The organism is Streptomyces sp. NPDC002004 (assembly GCF_053593975.1).
Genome location: NZ_JBSFDP010000006.1, coordinates 282738 through 303238, shown reverse-complemented (window position 1 = coordinate 303238; position 20501 = coordinate 282738). Strand labels below are relative to the sequence as shown.

Annotated in this window: 18 protein-coding genes and 2 tRNA genes; 13 read left to right on the top strand and 7 right to left on the bottom strand. The window is 70.9% G+C overall.

All coding sequences use genetic code 11. The features are described 5' to 3' along the window. Window positions 1-40: 40 nt before the first annotated feature. From ACWCP6_RS13460 to ACWCP6_RS13450, 3 genes are read left to right on the top strand one after another with little or no spacing between them, the layout of a single operon-like run. The gene (locus tag ACWCP6_RS13460) at window positions 41-1786 is read left to right on the top strand and encodes a TerD family protein (RefSeq protein WP_450932538.1); all 1746 of its coding nucleotides are present in this window, start codon (window positions 41-43) and stop codon (window positions 1784-1786) included. A gap of 11 nt (window positions 1787-1797) precedes the next feature. Continuing rightward, window positions 1798-2478: an AIM24 family protein gene (locus ACWCP6_RS13455; protein ID WP_450932537.1), complete on the top strand. Its 681-nt coding sequence runs from the start codon at window positions 1798-1800 to the stop codon at window positions 2476-2478. 16 nt (window positions 2479-2494) lie between these two features. Next, a complete protein-coding gene (locus tag ACWCP6_RS13450; protein ID WP_450932536.1) occupies window positions 2495-3250 on the top strand; it encodes an AIM24 family protein in 756 nt (251 codons plus the stop codon). A 148-nt stretch (window positions 3251-3398) separates the two neighbouring features. On the opposite strand, the gene ACWCP6_RS13445 is transcribed toward ACWCP6_RS13450, so the two are convergent. Together ACWCP6_RS13445 and ACWCP6_RS13440 are read right to left on the bottom strand one after the other, a co-directional pair. Further along, window positions 3399-3938 (bottom strand): NUDIX hydrolase, encoded by a 540-nt coding sequence (locus tag ACWCP6_RS13445; RefSeq protein ID WP_450932535.1) that lies wholly within the window; start codon window positions 3936-3938, stop codon window positions 3399-3401. Next, window positions 3935-5377 carry a zinc-dependent metalloprotease gene (locus ACWCP6_RS13440; protein ID WP_450932534.1) on the bottom strand — a complete coding sequence of 481 codons (1443 nt, stop codon included), beginning with the start codon at window positions 5375-5377 and terminating at the stop codon, window positions 3935-3937. The genes ACWCP6_RS13445 and ACWCP6_RS13440 overlap by 4 nt, the downstream gene beginning before the upstream one ends. Before the next feature lie 190 nt (window positions 5378-5567). Here ACWCP6_RS13440 and ACWCP6_RS13435 point away from each other — a divergent pair, with 190 nt between their 5' ends. The 4 genes from ACWCP6_RS13435 (at window position 5568) to ACWCP6_RS13420 (ending at window position 8780) form a co-directional block, all read left to right on the top strand. Further along, window positions 5568-6680, top strand: a complete 1113-nt coding sequence (locus ACWCP6_RS13435) for an SDR family oxidoreductase (protein ID WP_450932533.1) — start codon at window positions 5568-5570, stop codon at window positions 6678-6680. A 161-nt stretch (window positions 6681-6841) separates the two neighbouring features. After that, window positions 6842-7303: a molybdenum cofactor biosynthesis protein MoaE gene (locus tag ACWCP6_RS13430; RefSeq protein WP_450932532.1), complete on the top strand. Its 462-nt coding sequence runs from the start codon at window positions 6842-6844 to the stop codon at window positions 7301-7303. 143 nt (window positions 7304-7446) lie between these two features. Then, entirely contained in the window at window positions 7447-7617 is a 171-nt protein-coding gene (locus ACWCP6_RS13425; RefSeq protein WP_450932531.1) for a hypothetical protein, read from the top strand. A gap of 71 nt (window positions 7618-7688) precedes the next feature. Further along, window positions 7689-8780 carry a YlbL family protein gene (locus ACWCP6_RS13420; protein WP_450932530.1) on the top strand — a complete coding sequence of 364 codons (1092 nt, stop codon included), beginning with the start codon at window positions 7689-7691 and terminating at the stop codon, window positions 8778-8780. A gap of 126 nt (window positions 8781-8906) precedes the next feature. On the opposite strand, the gene ACWCP6_RS13415 is transcribed toward ACWCP6_RS13420, so the two are convergent. After that, window positions 8907-9464: a PPA1309 family protein gene (locus ACWCP6_RS13415; protein WP_450932529.1), complete on the bottom strand. Its 558-nt coding sequence runs from the start codon at window positions 9462-9464 to the stop codon at window positions 8907-8909. A gap of 136 nt (window positions 9465-9600) precedes the next feature. On the opposite strand from ACWCP6_RS13415, the gene ACWCP6_RS13410 reads away from it, so the two are divergent. The 4 genes from ACWCP6_RS13410 to ACWCP6_RS13395 all read left to right on the top strand — a co-directional run bounded on the left by ACWCP6_RS13410 (window position 9601) and on the right by ACWCP6_RS13395 (window position 14943). Then, window positions 9601-12492, top strand: a complete 2892-nt coding sequence (locus ACWCP6_RS13410; RefSeq protein WP_450932583.1) for a UPF0182 family membrane protein — start codon at window positions 9601-9603, stop codon at window positions 12490-12492. Between the two features lie 43 nt (window positions 12493-12535). Continuing rightward, window positions 12536-12609: transfer RNA gene (locus ACWCP6_RS13405), tRNA-Met, on the top strand. Between the two features lie 255 nt (window positions 12610-12864). Further along, window positions 12865-14805 carry a sel1 repeat family protein gene (locus tag ACWCP6_RS13400; RefSeq protein ID WP_450932528.1) on the top strand — a complete coding sequence of 647 codons (1941 nt, stop codon included), beginning with the start codon at window positions 12865-12867 and terminating at the stop codon, window positions 14803-14805. Between the two features lie 64 nt (window positions 14806-14869). After that, window positions 14870-14943, top strand: a tRNA-Met gene (locus tag ACWCP6_RS13395). A 328-nt stretch (window positions 14944-15271) separates the two neighbouring features. Here ACWCP6_RS13395 and ACWCP6_RS13390 read toward each other — a convergent pair. Continuing rightward, complete coding sequence (locus ACWCP6_RS13390; RefSeq protein ID WP_450932527.1) at window positions 15272-15688, bottom strand: Fur family transcriptional regulator; 417 nt, start codon at window positions 15686-15688, stop codon at window positions 15272-15274. A 143-nt stretch (window positions 15689-15831) separates the two neighbouring features. On the opposite strand from ACWCP6_RS13390, the gene ACWCP6_RS13385 reads away from it, so the two are divergent. After that, a complete protein-coding gene (locus tag ACWCP6_RS13385; protein WP_450932526.1) occupies window positions 15832-17289 on the top strand; it encodes a catalase in 1458 nt (485 codons plus the stop codon). 153 nt (window positions 17290-17442) lie between these two features. On the opposite strand, the gene ACWCP6_RS13380 is transcribed toward ACWCP6_RS13385, so the two are convergent. Beyond that, window positions 17443-17835 carry a CBS domain-containing protein gene (locus tag ACWCP6_RS13380; protein WP_450932525.1) on the bottom strand — a complete coding sequence of 131 codons (393 nt, stop codon included), beginning with the start codon at window positions 17833-17835 and terminating at the stop codon, window positions 17443-17445. A 464-nt stretch (window positions 17836-18299) separates the two neighbouring features. After that, window positions 18300-19100: a histidinol-phosphatase gene (gene hisN / locus ACWCP6_RS13375; RefSeq protein WP_450932524.1), complete on the bottom strand. Its 801-nt coding sequence runs from the start codon at window positions 19098-19100 to the stop codon at window positions 18300-18302. A 170-nt stretch (window positions 19101-19270) separates the two neighbouring features. Between hisN and ACWCP6_RS13370 the strand changes: the two genes are divergently transcribed. Further along, window positions 19271-19888, top strand: coding sequence for a TetR/AcrR family transcriptional regulator (locus tag ACWCP6_RS13370; protein ID WP_450932523.1), 618 nt, complete (start codon window positions 19271-19273; stop codon window positions 19886-19888). A gap of 48 nt (window positions 19889-19936) precedes the next feature. On the opposite strand, the gene ACWCP6_RS13365 is transcribed toward ACWCP6_RS13370, so the two are convergent. Then, window positions 19937-20260, bottom strand: a complete 324-nt coding sequence (locus ACWCP6_RS13365) for a DMT family transporter (protein WP_450932522.1) — start codon at window positions 20258-20260, stop codon at window positions 19937-19939. Window positions 20261-20501 lie beyond the last annotated feature (241 nt).

Sequence of the window (20501 nt, the reverse complement as noted above, 5' to 3'; positions counted from 1 at the left end):
GCGACGCATTCACATTCGGGATGGGGGACGGTCGTTACGTATGCCCAGGGAATTCCAACGCGGCCATAAGGCCAGGATCGGTGACCTCACCACGGGGACGGACCTGTACGTAGGTGTACAGATCTCCGCTCCCGGGCTGACCTTCGACATCAGCTGCTTCGGCCTGGACGCCGACGAACGGCTCTCGGACGACCGGTACTTCGTGTTCTTCAACCAGCCGAAGACTCCTGAGGAGTCCGTCCAGCTGCTGGGGTCGCAGGCCGGTGACAGCGAGTCGTTCCGTGTCACGCTGGACCGTATTCCGCCGCACATCAAGAAGCTGTCCTTCACCGCGACGATCGACGGCGCCGGACAGATGTCGCAGATCGCCCCCGGGTACCTGCGCATCGTGGCGGGCGGTGAGGAGGTCGGCCGGTACGCGTTCACCGGTGCGGAGTTCACCACCGAGCGCGCCGTGATGCTCGGCGACATCTATCTGAAGGACGTCTGGCGGTTCGCCGCGGTCGGCCAGGGCTTCGACGGCGGACTCGACGCGCTGCTGAAGAACTTCGGCGGCGAGGTGGCCGAGGAGGAGCCCGCGGCCCAGCAGCCGCAGACCGACGCCGCTCCGGGCTTCGCGCCGCCGGCCCAGGCCTCCGCGCCTCCCGCGTTCGGCGCTCCGGCGGGTGCCCCGGCCCCGCAGCAGGCCCCCGCGCCGCAGTCGCCCCCGGCCGCCCAGCAGCCCGCCCCGCAGGGCTTCCCGCCCCCGGGCGGGACGCAGCAGCCCCCGGCTCCCGCGCCCGCCCCGTCCGTGCATGCGGCGGAGACGATCGTCGCGCCGCTGACGCCGCCCGGCGGCACCGTGCATCCGCCGTCCGCCCATGCGCCGGCCGCCCCCGCTCCGTACGGCCAGCCGCCGCAGCAGTACGGACAGGTGCCGGGCCAGCCCGCGCCCGCGCCGTCCGGCTACGGCTACCCGCAGGGGGCCACCCCGCCGCCCGGCTACGGCCAGCCCCAGGCGCCCACGCCGCCCCCGGGTTACGGCCAGCCCCAGGGCGGCCAGTTCCCCGGGCAGCCCGCCGCGCCGGCCCCCTACGGGCAGCCGCAGGGAGCGCCCCAGGGGACGCAGCAGGCCGCCGCCTCCGCGCCCGGAGTCGCCGCCGCGCTCCAGAAGTACAAGGAGGTCCCGACCGGCCAGCGCTGGACCCAGCAGAACAAGAAGCTCGTACGCGTCGACCTGAGCATCGGGGACCAGCCCGTGCTGGCCCGCCAGGGCAGCATGGTGCTCTACCAGGGCAAGGTCGACTTCGCCTACAAGGGCGCCGGGATGCGGGGCCGGATCGTGGGCAGCGCGACCGGCCAGGAGATGGAGCTGATGCGCTGTTCCGGCCGGGGCCAGGTGTTCCTCGCCGAGAACTCCACGCATCTGCACCCCATCGAGCTCCAGGGCGACGCGATCTGCGTGGCGGCCGAGCACGTGCTCGCGTTCGACGAGACGCTCCAGTACGAGGTGCGCCGGATCGAGGGACACGGCATCCCCGGCGGCGCGCTGTTCACCATGCAGTTCCAGGGCACCGGCACGGTCGTCGTGAAGACGCACGGCAGGCCCGTCGTGCTCCCGGTCACGCCCACCACCTTCGCGGACGCCAACGCGATCGTCGCCTGGTCCGCGGCCTCCCAGGTGATCGTCTCCAGCCAGGTGAGGGTGCGCAGGAACGCCTACCCCGGTGACACCGGCGAGAGCGTGAACCTGCAATTCCGGGGCGCCCCCGGCAATTTCATCGTCGTCCAGCCGTACGAGGTCTGAGGGAGCCCGTCATGAACCAGCAGCTTGCGGGCTTTGCCCCGGCACCGGTTGCCGCCCGTATGGAGAACCACGGCAACCACATGCTCAAGGTCGCCATGCAGACGGGGAACGACCTCCTCGCGCGCGTGGGGTCGATGGTCGCCTACGAAGGGTTCGTCCAGTACGAGCCCAACCCGCCGGCCGTGCGCCAGATCGCGCGCGACTGGCTCACCGGTGAGGGCGCGCCCCTGATGAAGTGCAGCGGCGACGGCCTGCTCTACCTCGCCGACTACGGTGCGAACGTCGTCGTGATCAACCTCAACGGCGACGCGATCTCGGTCAACGCCACCAATCTGCTCGCCTTCGACGCCCACCTCCAGTGGGGCGTGGAACGCGTCAAGGGGATGGCCAAGTTCGCCGGTCAGGGCCTGTGGAACACCAAGATCTCCGGGCAGGGCTGGGTCGCCCTGACGTCCCGGGGCACACCGATCGTCGTCGACTGCGGCAGCGGTGAGGACGAGACGTACGTCGACCCGGACGCGCTCGTCGCCTGGTCGCCCAATCTGAAGGTGAAGGGAAAGGCCAGCTTCAAGGCCTCCTCGCTGATCGGACGGGGCAGCGGCGAGGCCTACCAGATGGCGTTCTCGGGGCAGGGCATCGTCGTCGTCCAGCCCAGCGAGGACAGCACCGACCGCCTTCGGATCCGGGGCTGAGGGGGAGCAACACACCATGCAGAGCCCACTTTTCGGCTACAATGAGCAGCAGTCCCAGGAGCGGTACAGCCTGCAGAACCCGCAGATGCTGCGGGTCGTGCTGGAGGGCCACGACGACGTGCTGGCCCGCAAGGGCACCATGGTCGCCTACCAGGGGATGATGGACTTCGACGCCGAGTACCAGAACAACAACCAGCGGCAGGCACGCGCGTTCACCGGCGAGGGCCTCGACCTGATGCGCGTCCACGGTCAGGGGACCGTGTACCTGGCCAACCTCGCCCAGCACATCCACGTGGTGGACGTCGACCAGGACGGCCTCACCGTCGACAGCAGCTACGTCCTGGCGATGGACTCCTCGCTGCACCATGACGTCATCGCCGTGGACAGCCAGTACGGCATCTCCGGCTCCGGCAAGTACCAGCTGATCATCACGGGACGCGGCAAGGTCGCACTGATGACCTCGGGAACCCCGCTCATGATGCAGGTCACCCCGGACCGGTACGTCAACTGCGACGCGGACGCGATCGTCGCCTGGTCCAACGGGCTGCGCGTCCAGATGCAGGCGCAGACCCATTCCTCGGGCGTGTTCCGCCGTCGCGGAAACACCGGTGAGGGCTGGGAGCTGAGCTTCATGGGCACGGGGTACGCCCTGGTCCAGCCCAGCGAGTTGCTGCCGCCGCAGAACGCGGTGATCGGGCAGGGGCTCCGAGCGCAGTACGGCATGGGCCCGCAGGGCGCCCACGCGCAGAACCAGGGCAACGTCTGGAGCTAGGACCCCGACAGGTCCGTGCAAGGGGCGGCCGCGCATGTGCCGCCCCTTGCCTGCTCGTACAGGGCCCGGTCCCTGCCACCGAAAACCCGGTGTGCCGGGCTCGGGGCTCCTGGCCGTCGGAGCCCGGCATACGCCGCCGGGCCGCGGCTCATCGAGAGCGCGAGCCGTGCAGGGCGAGCCGTGCGCGGGTGGCCTCCACGAGGCGTACGACGGAGTCGTCGGCCACCTCCCCAACGTCCTCGTAGGCGAACCAGCGCAGGTCCAGGGACTCGTCGCTGATCGCCTCCACCGCACCTGCCGGGGCGAGTGCGGCGTACTGCACGTCGAGGTGCCAGGCGCACGGCGTCTCGTGCCGGTCCAGACGGACCGGCCCCCCGGGCAGCAGGACCAGTCCGGCGATGCCCGACTCCTCGGCGCCCTCCCGCAGCGCGGCCGCCGCCAGGGATGCGTCGCCCGGCTCGCAGTGGCCGCCCATCTGCAGCCACATGCGCAGCTTCCTGTGCAGCGTCAGGAGCACCCGGCCGCGTTCGGGGTCGACCACGAGGGCGCTGGCCGTGATGTGCCCGGCGGTGTTCGACTTCCACATGCCGTCCGGGTGGGCGGCCAGATGGTCCAGATAGGTCTGGCGCAGCTGGGGCTGGTCCTCGTACCCCTTCAGCACGAGGACCGCATCGTCGTGAAGGCTCACTTCTTGCCGTCGCCCTCGCCGTCGGCTTCGCCGTCGTCCTCGTCCTTCGTCAGGTCGAGCTTCTCGGAGGTGCCGGCCGCGGCCTCGCCGAGCATCTTGTCCAGCTCGGAGAAGTCCAGATGCTCGCGGTGCACGAAGCCGTCCGGGTCGTCGAGGTCCGACGCGGTCGGAAGCATGTCCGGGTGCGCCCACAGGGCGTCGCGCCCGTCGACACCGCGCGCGTCCGTGAGCGACGCCCACAGACGGGAGGCGTCCCGCAGACGGCGCGGGCGCAGCTCCAGGCCGATCAGCGTGGCGAACGTCTGCTCGGCGGGACCGCCGGTCGCCCGACGGCGGCGCAGCGTCTCGCGGAGCGCGTCGGCCGAGCCCAGGCGCGGCTTGGCCGCGGCGTGCACCACCGCGTCCACCCAACCCTCGACGAGGGCGAGCGCCGTCTCCAGACGGGCCAGGGCGAGCTTCTGCTCCGGGGTGTCCTCCGGCTGGAACATGCCCTGCTGCAGAGCGTCCTGGAGCTGTTCGGGATTCTGCGGGTCGAGCTGGCCGACCACGTCCTCCAGCTTGGCCGTGTCGACCTTGATGCCGCGTGCGTACCCCTCGACGGCGCCGAAGAGGTGGGAGCGCAGCCACGGCACGTGCGCGAAGAGTCGCTGGTGCGCGGCCTCGCGCAGCGCCAGGTAGAGCCGCACCTCCTCCTGGGGCACGCCGAGGTCCTTGCCGAACGCCTCGATGTTCAGCGGGAGGAGCGCGGCCTTGCCGGCCGGGCCGAGCGGCAGGCCGACGTCGGTGGAGCCGACGACTTCGCCCGCGAGGACGCCGAGCGCCTGTCCGATCTGGGTGCCGAACATGGCCCCGCCCATGGAGCGCATCATCCCGATGAGCGGCCCGGCCATGGCCTGCATCTCGTCGGGCAGCACCTCGCCCATGGCGGCGCCGACGCGCTCGGCCACCGGGTCGACCAGGTCCTTCCACACCGGCAGGGTCGCCTCGACCCACTCGGCGCGGCTCCAGGCCACGGCCGACGCCGCCCCGGAGGGCAGCGAGGTCGCGTCGTCCAGCCACAGGTCGGCGAGCCGGACGGCCTCCTCGACGGCCGTCCGCTCGGCGGGGCCGACGCTGGCGTCCTTCGTGCCGTCGGAGGTGCCCTGCGAGACCGTCTGGCGGGCGATCTGCTTGGCCATGTCCCAGTTCACCGGGCCGCCCTCGTAGGACAGCATCTGGCCGAGCTGCTGGAACGCGGCGCCCAGGTCCGACGGGTTCAGCGACCCGAACATCGCGGCGAACGGGTTGTCGCCGCCGGGGCCGCCCGCCCCGGACTGTCCGAAACCGAACGGGTTGGCAGGTCCCTGACCACCACCGCCCTGCTGGTCCTTCTTCTTGCCCTCGTCGCCGTCTTCCGGCTCCTCCGGCGGAAGGCCGAATCCGAATGGGGTGTCACTCACGGGGTTCCTCGGCTCGTTGGGCCGTCGGCACGGTGCGACGGCGGCTGCCCGACAACACCACCCAGCGTAGACACCACGACCGCTTCGGGCCTCGGTGCTCCGCCGACTCGCGGCCTGCGGCAGGATGGATGCCACCTGGTACGTACGCGTCATTCGGGTACGTACTGAAGACAACCGCTGGAGACGCCCGGTGAGTTCCCCAGATCCACAGGTTCGCGCAGCGCGAAACCACACAACCAGTCCGGCCGTGCGCGGGCCCGTCGTCGCGGTCACCGGCGCCGCGTCCGGCGTCGGCGCCCTGCTGACCGAGCGGCTCGCGGCCAGCAACGAGATCAAGCAGGTCGTGGCCATCGACGAGCGGCGCGGCGAGTGCGCGGACGCCCAGTGGCACATCCTCGACGTACGGGACCCGGCGATCGCCGACAAGCTGCGCGGCGTCGACGTGGTGGTGCACCTCGCCCTCGATCTCGACCTGGAGAGCGACCCGGCCGCCCGCACCGCCTACAACGTGCGCGGCACCCAGACCGTGCTCACCGCGGCCGCCGCCGCTGGCGTCCACCGGGTCGTGCTGTGCACGTCGTCGATGGTCTACGGGGCGCTGCCCGACAACGAGCTCCCCCTCGCCGAGGACGCCGAGCTGCGGGCGACCGCCGAGGCCACGGGCGTCGGCGACCTCCTCGAGATCGAACGGCTCGCGCGGCGCGCCCCCCGTGCGCATCCCGGCCTCAACGTCACCGTGGTGCGGCCCGCCGTCCTGGTCGGCGGCACCGACACTGCCCTCACGCGGTACTTCGAGTCGCCCCGGCTGCTGGTCGTCGCCGGATCCCGGCCCGCCTGGCAGTTCTGCCACGTCGAGGACCTGTGCGGCGCCCTGGAGTACGCCGTTCTGGAGAAGGTCGAGGGGGAGCTCGCGGTCGGCTGCGACGGCTGGCTGGAGCAGGAGGAGGTCGAGGAGCTCAGCGGCATCAGGCGCATGGAGCTGCCGTCCGCAGTCGCCCTGGGGGCGGCGGCCAGGCTGCACCGGATCGGCCTGACACCGTCGCCCGCCGGTGACCTCGCCTACACGATGTACCCCTGGGTGGTGAGCGGCAGCCGGCTGCACGACGCGGGGTGGCGGCCCCAGTACAGCAACGAGGAGGTCCTCACGGAGCTGCTGGAGGAGGTGGCCGGACGGCACACAGTGGCCGGACGGCGGCTGGGCCGCAAGGACGCGACGGCGGCGGGGGCCGCGGGTGCGACGGTCGCGCTGCTCGGCACGGCGGCCCTCGTGCGGCGCGCACGCAAGGCCCGCCGCAGGATCTGACGACGCCCTGCGGGCGTCCCGGACGGGCCCCCCGCAGCAGCCGGTGGTGCCGCCTCCGCGGAGGCGGCACAAGCGGACTGGAGGGTCCTACATACGGAAGACGCGCCTGCCGGTGCAAAGCGCTATTCCGCGCCGTCCGTGGCGTGGGGCACGATGGGCTCATGGCGCGTACCTATGATCACCCCGGCGAGCAGGGGCTCGAGGATCCGATCCGGCTGCTGTCGATCCGGGACACGCCGCTGTCGCTCGACGAGGTGTTCCGGGCCGCCGGTGACCCTGCTGCCGGGGGGACCGCGCTCTTCGTCGGGACCGTGCGCAATCACGACGGGGGAGCCGACGTCGACTCGCTCGGGTATTCGTGTCACCCGACGGCCGAGGCGGAGATGCGGCGGGTCGCCGAGAAGGTCGTGGCCGAGTTCCCGGTACGGGCGCTCGCGGCCGTGCACCGGGTCGGAGATCTGGAGGTCGGGGACCTCGCGGTGGTCGTCGCCGTGTCGTGCCCGCACCGCGCGGAGGCGTTCGCGGCGTGCCGCAAGCTGATCGACGACCTGAAGCACGAGGTGCCCATCTGGAAGCACCAGAGGTTCTCGGACGGTACCGAGGAGTGGGTGGGGGCCTGCTGACTTCACCCGGACGGCGCACGCACCCCGTCACCCGGACGGCGGTTCCTGTTGCGTAACCGGACCCCCGACGTGAGCGTTGACCATGCAGGCGGTTAATCTGCTGATCAGTCACTTGCGAGCGTACTCGGGCTTGGGAGGTCGGCATGGCGGCTCTCGCCTGGCTCCTCATTCCGCTTTTCGCGGCGGTCGGCGCCGCCCTCTGGGGCAGCTGGGCCGCCCGCAATCGCACCAGGGGCGACGGTCCGGAGCTCGCCGGATACGCGCGCTTCCGTGAGGCCATGGAGAAGACGGACTCGGGCGCCGGCGCCGCCTGACCGGTACGGACGGCCCCGTACGGACCGGGCCCGCGGGTGCGCCGTCGGAGGCGTCCCGTACTGTCGTTCTCATGCCACGCCGCACCGCGACGATGCTCGCCTCCACTCTGATGCTGATCGCGCTGCTGTGCGCGGGAGTGTTCATCACCGTGCCGTACGCGGAGATGTCCCCCGGGCCCACGGTGAACACGCTCGGTGACCACGACGGCGAACCGGTGCTCCAGATCTCCGGCCGCAAGAGCTACCGGACGACCGGCAACCTCAACATGACGACGGTCCGTGTGACGAGTGCCGACTACAACATGAACCTCGTCGAGGCCGTGTACGGCTGGCTGGCGCACGACGACATCGTCGTCCCCCACGACACGCTCTACCCGAACGGCAAGACGGAGGAGCAGTCGACGCAGGAGAACGCCGAGGAGTTCTCCCAGTCCCAGGAGAGCGCCAAGGTCGCCGCGCTCCACGAGCTCGGTATCCCGGTCAAGTCCTGGGTGATCGTTTCTTCGGTGGTGAAGGGCAGCCCCGCCCAGAACCGGCTGCACGCGGGCGACGTGATCAGGCAGGTCGACGGCGCGCCCGTGAAGGCCCCCGGCGACGTGGCCAAGCTGGTCACCAAGCACCGCCCGGGCCAGGACGTCGTCTTCACGGTCGTCCCCGCCAAGGAGGCCGCCGACGCCGCCAAGGCGGGCAAGCAGGCGACCCGCACCCAGCAGGTCAGGATCACCACGGTGAAGGCCGAAGACGGCGACCGTGCGATCGTCGGCATCCAGGCCGGGACCGACCACACCTTCCCGTTCACGATCGACATCAAGCTCGCCGACGTGGGCGGCCCCAGCGCCGGACTGATGTTCGCGCTCGGCATCGTCGACAAGCTCACCCCGGAGGACCTGACCGGCGGCAAGTTCGTGGCCGGCACGGGCACCATCGACGACGAGGGCAAGGTGGGCCCCATCGGCGGCATCCAGATGAAGACCGTCGGGGCACGCGCCAAGGGCGCCCAGTACTTCCTCACGCCGAAGGACAACTGCGCCTCGGCGGCCAAGGACACACCCGCGGGGCTCACGCTGGTCAAGGTCGGCACCATCGACGACGCGATGAAGGCCCTCAAGGACATCCGGACCGGCAACACGGCCGCCCTGCCCGGCTGCACCCCCAAGGGCTGAACGGCCCCGGGGCCGGGCGGCCGGCCCGGCTCCCGCCCCGCCGGGCCCCTCGCGGGCCCGGGCGCGGCCGCCCGCCGGCCGAGGCGGGCACGGGCCCCGGCTGCGTGCCGGGGCCGGTCCGGGCGGTTACGCGGCGAAGGTCGCGGCCAGCGCGTCGGCCAGCCCCGGAACCAGGCCGGAGCCCGTGAGCACCTCGGTCGCCGAATCCTTCTCGCGCAGCCGCAGCGCCGACTCGCGCGACCCGTCGCGCAGCACGGCCACCGTCATCCGGACCTCCTGGCGCTCAGGGTGCCCGGCGACCCACTTCGCCAGCGCCGCGTCGTCGAGCCCCTCCGGTACGGATGCCTCGGCGGACGGCGGCAGCATCAGCCGCTCCACCGTGAGGGCGCAGCCGGCCACGGCATCGGGCCAGGCGATGGTGCCGAGGAACTCGTCCAACGCGCCGTCGGCGGGCAGCTCCTCCTGCTCGATGGGCGTGAGGGAGCCATCGGACGCGTCGTCGGTGATGCCGAGGCGATCGGCGAGCCCCGGCTCCTGGGCGCGCAGCTGCGCCGTGTCGACCAGCGCGAAGAGCCGGGCGGGCTGGTCCCAGCCGAGGCCGGAGACGTACTCGTCGATCTCGAGAACGGCACGGGTGAGCGGACTGGCCGCCATGGGGGTGCCTGAAGAGGCGGTGTTGGACATGGTCACAATCCTGCCTCGTTCGTCCCCGGAAACGGGAACTGAGTAAACCATCAGTAAGTTGCATAGGTGTGGCCCGGCGCTCGCAGGGCCAGAGAGACCGACAGCGAACTTCGAGGTGCGCACCTTGGCTTTCCAGATGCCGGACCGCGGCGGAGGCCCGACGGGGCCGCGGATCAGAGTGGGCCGACCGCCCCGGCGTGTCCGGACCCTGCTCATGACACTGGGCGTCCTGGCCGTACTGGCCATGGCGTTCGTCATGTTCGCGGGGTTCTGGACGGACTGGCTCTGGTACCGGTCGGTCCACTACTCGTCCGTCTTCACGACCACGCTGTGGACCAAGATCGGCCTGTTCTCCGTCTTCGGGCTGCTGATGGCGGTCGCGGTCGGCGTGAACATCTGGCTGGCCCACCGGCTGCGCCCGCCGCTCAGCGCGATGTCGACGGAGCAGCAGAGCCTCGACCGCTACCGCATGGGCATCGCGCCCTACAAGACGTGGCTGCTGCTCGGCGTCACCGCCCTGGTCGGCCTGATCGCGGGCGCGTCCGCGGCGGGCCAGTGGCGCACCTGGCTGATGTGGGTGAACGGCGTCCCGTTCGGGCAGCAGGACCCCCAGTTCCACCTCGACGTCGCCTTCTACGCGTTCGACCTGCCCTGGTACCGCTTCCTGCTGGGCTTCGGCTTCGCCGCCGCGGTGCTCTCGCTGATCGCGGCCGCTCTCACGCACTACCTCTACGGGGGACTGCGGATCACCAGCCCCGGCGCGCGGGCGACCGCCGCCGCCACCGGGCATCTCTCGGTGCTGCTCGGCCTCTTCGTCGCCCTGAAGGCGGTGGCGTACTGGCTGGACCGGTACGGCCTCGCGGTGAAGTCCAGCGACTTCAAGGCGACGGACAACTGGACGGGCCTGCGCTACGTCGACGCGCACGCGTACCTCCCGGCGAAGACCATCCTGTTCTGCATCGCCGTGATCTGCGCCCTGCTCTTCTTCGCGACGCTGTGGCGGCGCACCTGGCAGCTGCCCGTGATCGGCTTCGGCCTGATGGTGCTCGCCGCGGTGCTGATCGGCGGGCTCTACCCGGCGATCGTCCAGAAGTTCCAGGTCCAGCCGAACGAGCAGGCCAAGGAAGCCCCGTACATCAAGAAGAACATAGAGGCGACCCGCAAGGCGTACGGCATCGACGGTGTGACGCCCGTGGACTACCTCGGCAAGGGCTCCGGCGGCGACGCCAAGCAGCAGCGCACGGCGGCCGATTCGGCGGCGAGCTACCGGCTGAACGATCCGAACGTGGTCTCGCCGACGTTCCAGCAGCTGGAGCAGGAGCGTAAGTACTACCAGTTCCCGAAGACGCTGGACGTCGACCGGTACGACGGCCAGGACACGGTGATCGGTCTGCGCGAGCTCAACCTCGACAGGCTCGACAAGCGCAACTGGATCAACGACCACTTCGTCTACACGCACGGTTACGGCGCCGTCACGGCCAAGGGGACGCAGACGGACTCCGGCAACACCGGGGCGCCGCTGTTCACCTCGTCGGGTCTGCCCGCGAGCGGCGGCCTCAAGAACTACGAGCAGCGCGTCTACTACGGCGAGAAGACCCGGCAGTACTCGATCGTCGGCGGGCCCCAGAAGGAGCTCGACTACGAGCGGGACAACGGCGCCCAGAAGACCACCAGCTACCAGGGAGCGGGCGGCGTCGACCTCGCGAACCCGGTCAACCGGGCCGCGTACGCGGTGGCCTTCAGCGAGCCGCAGATCATGTACTCGGGCGCCATCGGCAAGGGCTCGAAGATCATCTACAACCGCACCCCCAAGGAGCGCGTCGAGGCGGTCGCCCCGTGGCTGACCATCGACGGCGACGCGTACCCGGCGGTCGTCGGCGGACGGATCCAGTGGGTCGTGGACGCGTACACCACGTCCAACGGCTATCCCTACGCCTCCCGTACGACGCTCGGGGACACCACGGCGGACTCGCTGAACGAGCGGGACAATCAGCGCGCGGTGGTGGCCCAGCAGAACCAGGTCAACTACATCCGCAACTCGGTCAAGGCCACCGTCGACGCCTACGACGGCACGGTGAAGCTGTACACCTGGGACGATCACGACCCGGTCCTGAAGACCTGGAAGAAGGCGTTTCCGAACACGGTCGAGCCCAAGGGCGCCATACCGCAGGAGCTCAAGGAGCATCTGCGGTACCCGCAGGACATGTTCAAGGTCCAGCGCGAACTGCTCTCGCTCTACCACGTCACGGACTCCGACCAGTTCTACAACGCCAGTGACGCGTGGCAGGTGCCGGACGACCCGACGAAGAAGGACCACAGCGCGGTCCCGCCGTACTACCTGTCCATGAAGATGCCGGGCGCGCAGGGCCAGCAGTTCTCGCTGACGACGACGTTCACGCCGAGCGGGCGCCCCAATCTGCGTGCGTTCATGGCGGTCGACGCCGACGCCACCAGCAAGGACTACGGACGGATCGCCCTGCTGAGGGTCACCGAGGACAAGGTCGCCGGCCCCGAGCAGGTGCAGAACAAGCTCAACTCCTGGACCCCCGTGGCGAACTTCGTACGCGATATGAAGGGTGCCGACTCGACGGTGCTGTACGGCAATCTGCTGACGGTGCCGCTCGACAACGGCTTCCTCTACGTCGAGCCGATCTACGCCCAGGGCCGCAACTCCGAGTACCCGCTGTTGCGCAAGGTGGCCGTCTCGTACGGCGACCGGCCGGGCTTCGCGAACAGCTTGTCCGAGGCACTCGACCAGGCGTTCTCCGCGAGCGGTTCGGCGCCCTCCGAACCCGACAAACCCGGCGGGGGAGGCGGTGACCAGAACCCCACGGTCAAGCAGGCGCTCGCCGATGCGCAGAAGGCCTTCGACGACGGCCAGGCCGCCCTGAAGGAGAACGACTGGAAGGCCTACGGCGAGGCGCAGGACAGACTGGCAGCCGCCCTGAAGCGCGCCGCGGACGCCCAGGCCCAGGCCGAGAAGGCGGCCGGTAACGGCAAGAGCCAGGGAGGCGGCTCGGGGAACTGATCAAGAGCTCCCCCCGCGTTGTGGTACGGTTGTCTCACAACGACGCGGGGTGGAGCAGCTCGGTAGCTCGCTGGGCTCATAACCCAGAGGTCGCAGGTTCAAATCCTGTCCCCGCTACTGAAGGCCGAAGGCCCGGATCCTGGACTCCAGGATCCGGGCCTTCGTCGTGCGTGCGTTCCCCTGTCCGTCCGTCCACAGAATGCCCCGCCGAGCCGGGGCTGACCTCGGCGCTTGCGGTGAAGCGCGCGCCCTGCTCGGAGACTTGGCGGATCTGTGTTTGACTTATCTCTCTGTGGGCATGTCGACAAAACGCTGAAGTGACCTCACTGGCTGCGGTGCACGAGGTGTACCCAGGTTGCAGGTGGTGCGACGATGGACGTTATGGGGGACAAGGCAAGTCTGTTGGAATCTGGGCGGTTTGGGCAGTCGGCGGATCGGGATGACACCGCCGCAGTGGAGGAAGTACGCCAGCGGCTCGCCGCGGAGGCCGGCGACGTCGAGGCGATGAGCGTCCTCGGCGCCATGCTGCTGCGCCGCGGTGATCTCGACGGGGCGGAGCCGCAGTTGCGCGCGGCCACCGCGGCCGGTGACCGGGCCGCCGCCAACAACCTTGGAGTCCTGCTGCATCAGCGCGGCTACGCGGACGAGGCGGCCGGGTGGTGGCGGATCGCCGCCGTCGCCGGTTCCGCGGCCGCGGCGCACGCGCTGGGGCGGCACCACCGGGAGCGGGGGGACGAGCCCGCCGCGGAGTACTGGCTCCGGCAGTCCGCGGAGCAGGGCCATGTTCTCGGTGCCTACGCGCTCGCGGACCTGCTGGAGCACCGGGCCGACCCCGACGGCGAGCGGTGGATGCGGGTGGCAGCGGAGCGCGGGCACCGGGAGGCGGCGTACCGGCTGGCGCGCGCCATCGACCGACGGGCCGGGGACGATGTCCCGGGTCCGCGCCTCGCCCCGGACTGCCCGGTACCCGGGGCGATGTCCGACCTGCCCCGGGGCGTCGGCTCCACGGGCGCGGAGGGTGCTCCCGTCGTGCAGCGGAAGGACGGCCCGCAGCGCCCGACGGACGACGAAGGGCACCCGCAGCGGGACACCGCGGACACTCGCGACGAGGCCGAGCAGTGGTACCGGCAGGCGGCCGCGCGAGGCCACCGACGGGCCGCGCTGCAGCTGGGGGTGATCCTCGAGCGGCGTGGGGAGCTCCAGGAGGCCGGGCGGTGGTACCTCACCTCCGCCAAGGACGGCGAACCGCGGGCGGCGTGCGCGCTCGGGTTTCTGCTGCGGGACGCGGGAGACGAGGAGAACGCCGCTGTCTGGTGGCTCAAGGCCGCCCAGGACGGCGACGGCAACGCCGCGAACGCGCTGGGCGCGCTGCACGCCGAGCGCGGCGAGACGCAGACCGCCGAGCGCTGGTACCGGACCGCCATGGACGCAGGCGATGTGAACGGCGCCTACAACCTCGGGCTGCTCTGCGCCGAGCAGGACCGCACTCCGCAGGCCGAGCAGTGGTACCGGCGCGCCGCGTACGCGGGCCACCGGGAGGCCGCCAACGCGCTCGCCGTGCTGCTGCTTCAGGGCGGCGACGCGGCCGGAGCCGAGCCCTGGTTCTCCAAGGCGGCTGAGGCGGGCAGCGTCGACGCCGCCTTCAACCTCGGCATCCTGTACGCGGGCCGTGGCGAGGACGAGGAGGCCCTGCACTGGTACGAGCGGGCGGCCGCCGCCGGTCACACGGAGGCCGCGCTGCAGGTCGGCATGGCGTGCCTGCGGGACGGCGACGAGGCCGCAGCCGAGCGCCATCTGCGCTGTGCGGCCGGTGGGGGCAGCGCGGAGGCCGCCTACCGGCTGGCCACCGTGCTCGATGCCCGGCAGCCCCCACGGGGCGAGCACGAGCTCGGGGAGCCGGATGTGCCCGAGCAGAGGCAGGAGCACGAGGAGTGGTACGAGCGGGCCGCCGAGCAGGGCCATCGGCGGGCCCAGGTGCGGGTCGGGATGCTCGCAGCGGTGCGGGGCGATGTGGTCGAGGCGGCCCGGTGGTACCGGTCGGCGGCGGAGGCCGGGAGCCGGAACGGCGCGTTCAACCTGGGGCTGCTGCTGGCCAGGGAGGGGAGTGAGCCGGAAGCCGCGGTGTGGTGGCGGCGCGCCGCCGACGCCGGCCATGGGCGGGCGGCGTTGCGGCTGGCCCTCGTCTACGCGCGTCGCGGCGAGCTGGTGGAGGCGCAGCGCTGGAGCGCGCGGGCCGTGGAGCTCGGCCCCGAGGAGGTCACCGAACGCGCGGCCCGGCTGAGGGACGCGCTGCAACAGGAGCTCTCCGCGTAGCGCCCGTCGCGGCGGGAAGGAATTTGCGCTGGTCCCGGGCGTCGCGTACTGTTGGGTTCACCGACGCGGGGTGGAGCAGCTCGGTAGCTCGCTGGGCTCATAACCCAGAGGTCGCAGGTTCAAATCCTGTCCCCGCTACTGCAAGGCCGAAGGCCCGGGACCCATGGTCCCGGGCCTTCGGTGTATCCGCAGGGAGATCCGTAGGCCTCGTTCGTCGGCGCAATGCCGCGGGCGCGGTGCCGACCGGCTCGGCGTACAGAAGACCCGCGGGGCACCGAGGCGCGCGGAAGGCGTCCGTGGGCACGCGCAAGAACGCCCCGAGACCACGCAGAGCGCCCGGCGACGCGCAGGGCGTCCGTAGGGCATGCGAGAACACCCCTAGACGCGGCGCCCGGAATCGCGCATGACAAAAGGGGCCCGGCGCCTCTTCAGGTGCCGGGCCCCTCGGGAGTCGCTGGGCGGGCCGCTAGGCCTTGGCGCAGTTCGGGCACAGGCCCTTGTACGTGACCTCGACGCCCGAAACCGTGAAGCCGAAGCGCTCCGAGCTGGGGAGGTCGGCCAGGGGGTTGCCGGTGGGGTGGACGTCCCGGATGGAGCCGCACTGGGCGCAGACCAGGTGGTGGTGCGGCCGGTGTGCGTTCGGGTCGTACCGCTTCGCGCGCTTGTCCGTGGAGACCTCGAGGACCTCGCCCAGTGAGACGAGCTCACCGAGCGTGTTGTAGACGGTCGCGCGCGAGATCTCGGGCAGCTTCGCGACGGCGCGCGCATGCACCTCGTCGGCCGTCAGATGGACGTGGTCGCCATCAAGGACCTCGGCCACTACGCGGCGCTGCGCGGTCATACGCCATCCGCGTCCGCGCAGTCGTTCCAACAGGTCACTCATGGAATCCAGCCTAACAGCACATGGCCCAGGTTCTGAACAGGTGTGACTTTGGAAGTCTGCTTGACCTGGACAATGTCCAATGTAGGATCGGAAACGGCTTTGGCCAAGGGACAGGACTCGCTGAAACTACGCAGGAGGCGCACGTGACCTCGCAGGGACCGCTCACCACGGAGGCCGGCGCTCCGGTCGCCGACAACCAGAACAGCGAGACCGCGGGCGTCGGTGGTCCGGTTCTCGTTCAGGACCAGCTGCTGATCGAGAAGCTCGCGCACTTCAACCGCGAGCGCATTCCGGAGCGGATCGTGCACGCGCGCGGCGCCGGCGCCTACGGCACCTTCACGGTGACCGCGGACGTCACCCCGTACACGCGCGCCCGGTTCCTCTCCGGGATCGGCAAGCAGACCGAGGTCTTCCTCCGCTTCTCCACGGTGGCCGGCAACCTCGGGGCCCCCGACGCCGTGCGCGACCCGCGTGGCTTCGCGCTGAAGTTCTACACCGAGGACGGCAACTACGACCTCGTCGGCAACAACACCCCGGTGTTCTTCATCAAGGACGCCATCAAGTTCCCCGACTTCATCCACACGCAGAAGCGCGACCCGTACACGGGGTCGCAGGAAGCCGACAACGTGTGGGACTTCTGGGGCCTGAGCCCGGAGTCCACCCACCAGGTGACCTGGCTGTTCGGTGACCGCGGCATCCCGGCGTCGTACCGCCACATGAACGGCTACGGCTCGCACACCTTCCAGTGGAACAACGAGGCGGGCGAGGCCTTCTGGGTCAAGTACCACTTCAAGACCGACCAGGGCATCGAGACCCTCACCGCCGCAGAGGCCACGAAGCTCTCGGGCGAGGACCCGGACTCGCACCAGCGCGACCTGCGTGAGTCGATCGAGCGCGGCGAGTTCCCGTCCTGGACGGTGCAGGCGCAGATCATGCCGGTGGCCGACGCCGCGCACTACCGTTTCAACCCGTTCGACCTCACCAAGGTGTGGCCGCACGAGGACTATCCGCCGATCGAGATCGGCAAGCTGGAGCTCAACCGCAACCCGGAGAACATCTTCGCCGAGGTCGAGCAGAGCATCTTCTCCCCGGCGCACTTCGTGCCGGGTATCGGCCCCTCGCCCGACAAGATGCTCCAGGGCCGTCTCTTCGCCTACGGCGACGCCCACCGCTACCGCGTCGGCATCAACGCCGACCACCTGCCGGTGAACCGTCCGCACGCCACCGAGGCGCGCACCAACTCCCGTGACGGCTTCCTGTACGACGGCCGCCACAAGGGGGCGAAGAACTACGAGCCGAACAGCTTCGGCAGCCCGTCGCAGACGGACAGGCCGCTGTGGGTGTCCACCGCGGACTTCACCGCCGGTACGGGCAACCACGAGACTCCCCGGCACGCCGAGGACGACGACTTCGTGCAGGCGGGCAACCTCTACCGTCTGATGTCCGACGACGAGAAGCAGCGGCTGATCGACAACCTCGCCGGATCGATCGCGGGCGTCTCCCGCGACGACATCGCCGAGCGCGCGATCAACAACTTCCGGCAGGCGGACGGTGACTTCGGCAAGCGGCTCGAGGCCGCGGTCCAGGCCCTGCGCGGCTGAGGGCGGTGCGGCGGTGACGCCGGCACCGGAACGCTTGTCGTAGGTGACGGGCCGGATCTCCCTGCGGGGGATCCGGCCCGTCCGCATGCCGGGCGACCTCGGCGTGCCCGGCATGCGCAGGTGTGTGCGGTGTGCTTGCCGTGCTCGCCGCCGTCAGGCGGGTGCGTGCTGCCGCGCCGGGGCCCAGCAGCGGATGATGTCGCGGACCGAGACGACGCCGACGGGCTCGCCGTCGTCCAGCACGATGAGATGGCGGAAGCCGCCGTGCGCCATGGCACGCCCCGCCTCCTCCAGCGTCCAGGACGGCGCGGCGAAGACCACGTCGGTGGTGGTGTGGGCGTGGACGAGTTCGCGGTCGGGGTTCTGGCCGAGTCCCACCGAGTTGAGCACGTCACGCTCGGTGAGGATGCCGATTCCATAGGTGTCGGGGTCCAGGACCACGGCGGCGCCCACGCGGCGCGCGGACATCAGTTGCGCCGCCTGGCGGAGCGTATGGGCGGGACCGATGGTGAGGACCACCGTGCTCATGGCGTCACGGACGAGCATGGATGGAGCCACCTCCTTGACGGATGCTTGCGGCCCCGTTCCCGCTGCGACCGCCCGCCGTTCCGGCCCGTCCTGCATGGGGCGAGGCCCCGACGGTGCGGATTCAACGGTTCAACGGTTCAACGAGAACGGATTCACAAGTTCACAAGTGGGGGGACTTTCAGAGTCGCATTCCCGCCCGCCGTCAACAAGGGGCTGGTAGAAGCCAATTGAGGGGCGCGTAAAAATACGACCCGCGCCGCTCAGGAGTCTCAGGAGCGCCGGTCCGGGCGCCCTGGTGTGCACAGGCTCCTCTGTGCTCCGTGCCGCCGGAGCCTCGTGCAGCACCTGCCGTGTACCGCCGGTGCTGCGTGCAACCGTGCCTCGGTGCCGTGTGGTGGGGGCGGCATCCGCGCCCGTACCTCGTGGGGCGCATGCCGTGTACCGCCCGTGCTCCGTGCGGCTCTGCTCCGGACCGCCGGTGTTCAGTACCGCTGGTTCAGATACGCCAGCAGCTCGTCGTGGAGCAGGCCGTTCGACGCGGCGGCGTTGCCGCTGTGCGGGCCGGGGCGGCCGTCGAGCCCGGTGAACGTACCGCCCGCCTCGGTCACCACGATCGCGGGCGCCGCCATGTCCCACAGCGACAGCTCCGGCTCGGCGCACAGGTCGACCGAGCCCTCGGCGACCATCATGTAGGGCCAGAAGTCGCCGTACCCGCGCGTGCGCCACACCGCGCGCGTGAGGTCCAGGAAGCCGTCGAGCCGGCCCTGCTGCTCCCAGCCGGTCAGCGAGGAGTACGCGAACGACGCGTCGGACAGCCGCCCGACCCGGGAGACCTGGAGCCGCCCGGCCGAGGACAGGCTGCGCCCGCTGAACGCGCCGTGGCCTTTCGCGGCCCACCAGCGGCGGCCCAGTGCGGGCGCCGATACGAGGCCCACGACCGGCTGGTAGCCCCCTTCGCCGGCCTCCATCAGGGAGATCAGGGTGGCCCAGACGGGGACGCCGCGTACGTAATTCTTGGTGCCGTCGATCGGGTCGACGACCCAGCGGCGCGGGCCCGTGCCCTCGATGCCGTACTCCTCGCCGAGGACCGCGTCGCGCGGCCGCGCCCGCTGGAGCTGGCCGCGGATCAGCTCCTCGGCCGCCTTGTCGGCCTCGCTCACCGGCGTCATGTCCGGCTTGGTCTCGACCTTGAGGTCGAGGGCCTTGAAGCGGGCCATCGTCGCGGCGTCGGCGGCGTCCGCAAGGACATGGGCAAGGCGCAGGTCATCGAGATAGTCGGGCATGTAGGCACAGTATCGATCTCCTCCGCGCCCCGGCCACACGGCCCGTACGGCGCCGTCGCCTCCCTGTGGGGTGTGCGCGCCGGCGCCCGTCCGCACGCCTTCCGCTCCCCTTGACAGTCCCCGGGCCCGAGTCAACTCTGGACCGGAGCCGCTCGGCCGGGGAGGCATGGATGCCTGCAGCGCGGGAGTCGTTGTTGGACGCGGCCTGGACGGCGCTGGCCCGCCGCCCGTGGCCCGCGGTGCGCATGGTCGACGTGGCCGCCGTCGCCGGAGTCTCCCGGCAGACCCTGTACAACGAGTTCGGCAGCAAGGACGGGCTGGCCCGGGCGCTCGTGCGGCGCGAGAGCGACGCCTATCTGGCGGGCGTCGACCGCGTGCTCGCGAGCCAGGGCGACCCCGGTGAACGGCTCGCGGCGGCAGCGGAGTGGACGGTGGCGGCGGCCCGCCGGAGTGCGCTCCTGAGGGCGATGCTGACCGGTCAGTGGAGCGAACGGCTGCCCGCGCCGATCCTCTCCGCGGTGCCGTCCTCGTCGGCGGTGCCCGCGCAGCGCCGCGCCGACGGCCCGCTTCCTTCGCCCCTGGAGCTGATCGCGCAGGTCAGGGACCGTGCCGTCGTGGCGCTCTCGGCGCCCGGCGCGACCAAGGCCGAGCTGGCCGGGCTGGCCCGGGCCTGTGAGCTCGCCGTCCGTCTGTCGCTGTCCTGTGTGGCGGCCCCGCCCGACGAGGGCAGGGTCGCGGACCTCGTGAAGTCCGCGCTCGTCCAGCCGCACCGGGCCTGCCGTCCGTGACGGGAGGCGAGGAGTGCCGGTCCGCGCGGGTCCGGCGCGGTCACGAGGTCAGTGCGCCGAGCCCGACAGCTGCAGTCCGATGACACCCATGATCACGAGGCTGATCGAGACGATCTTCAGTACGGAGACCAGGTCCCCGAGGAAGACCATGCCGTAGATGGCGGTGCCGGCCGCGCCGATGCCCGTCCACACCGCGTACGCCGGGCCGACGTCGAGGCGTCGGAGGGCGAGCGTGAGCAGACCGAAGGAACCGAGCGCGAAGCACGCGAAGGCGACCGTGGGCCAGATCCGGGTGAAACCGTGCGAGAGCTTCAGGCAGACCGCGAAGCCGGTCTCGAGCAGTCCGGCCACGATGACCAGCAGCCACGCCATGTACATGCCTCCCGCGTCCCCATGTGCGCGTCTCTGTGTCGTGACCGCTTCGTCTGACTTGGATCAGGCTTGATGCGATTATGCACTTACCTGCGCGAGGGCATCTGAAACACCGCCAGGCAGGCGGCCACGGAACGACCGGCACGGCCAACCGGCCCCACGGGCCTGGTTACGCCGGTCCCACGGACTTGGTCACCCACGGCCCCACGACTCTGGTCACCCCGGCCCCACAGGCCCGGTC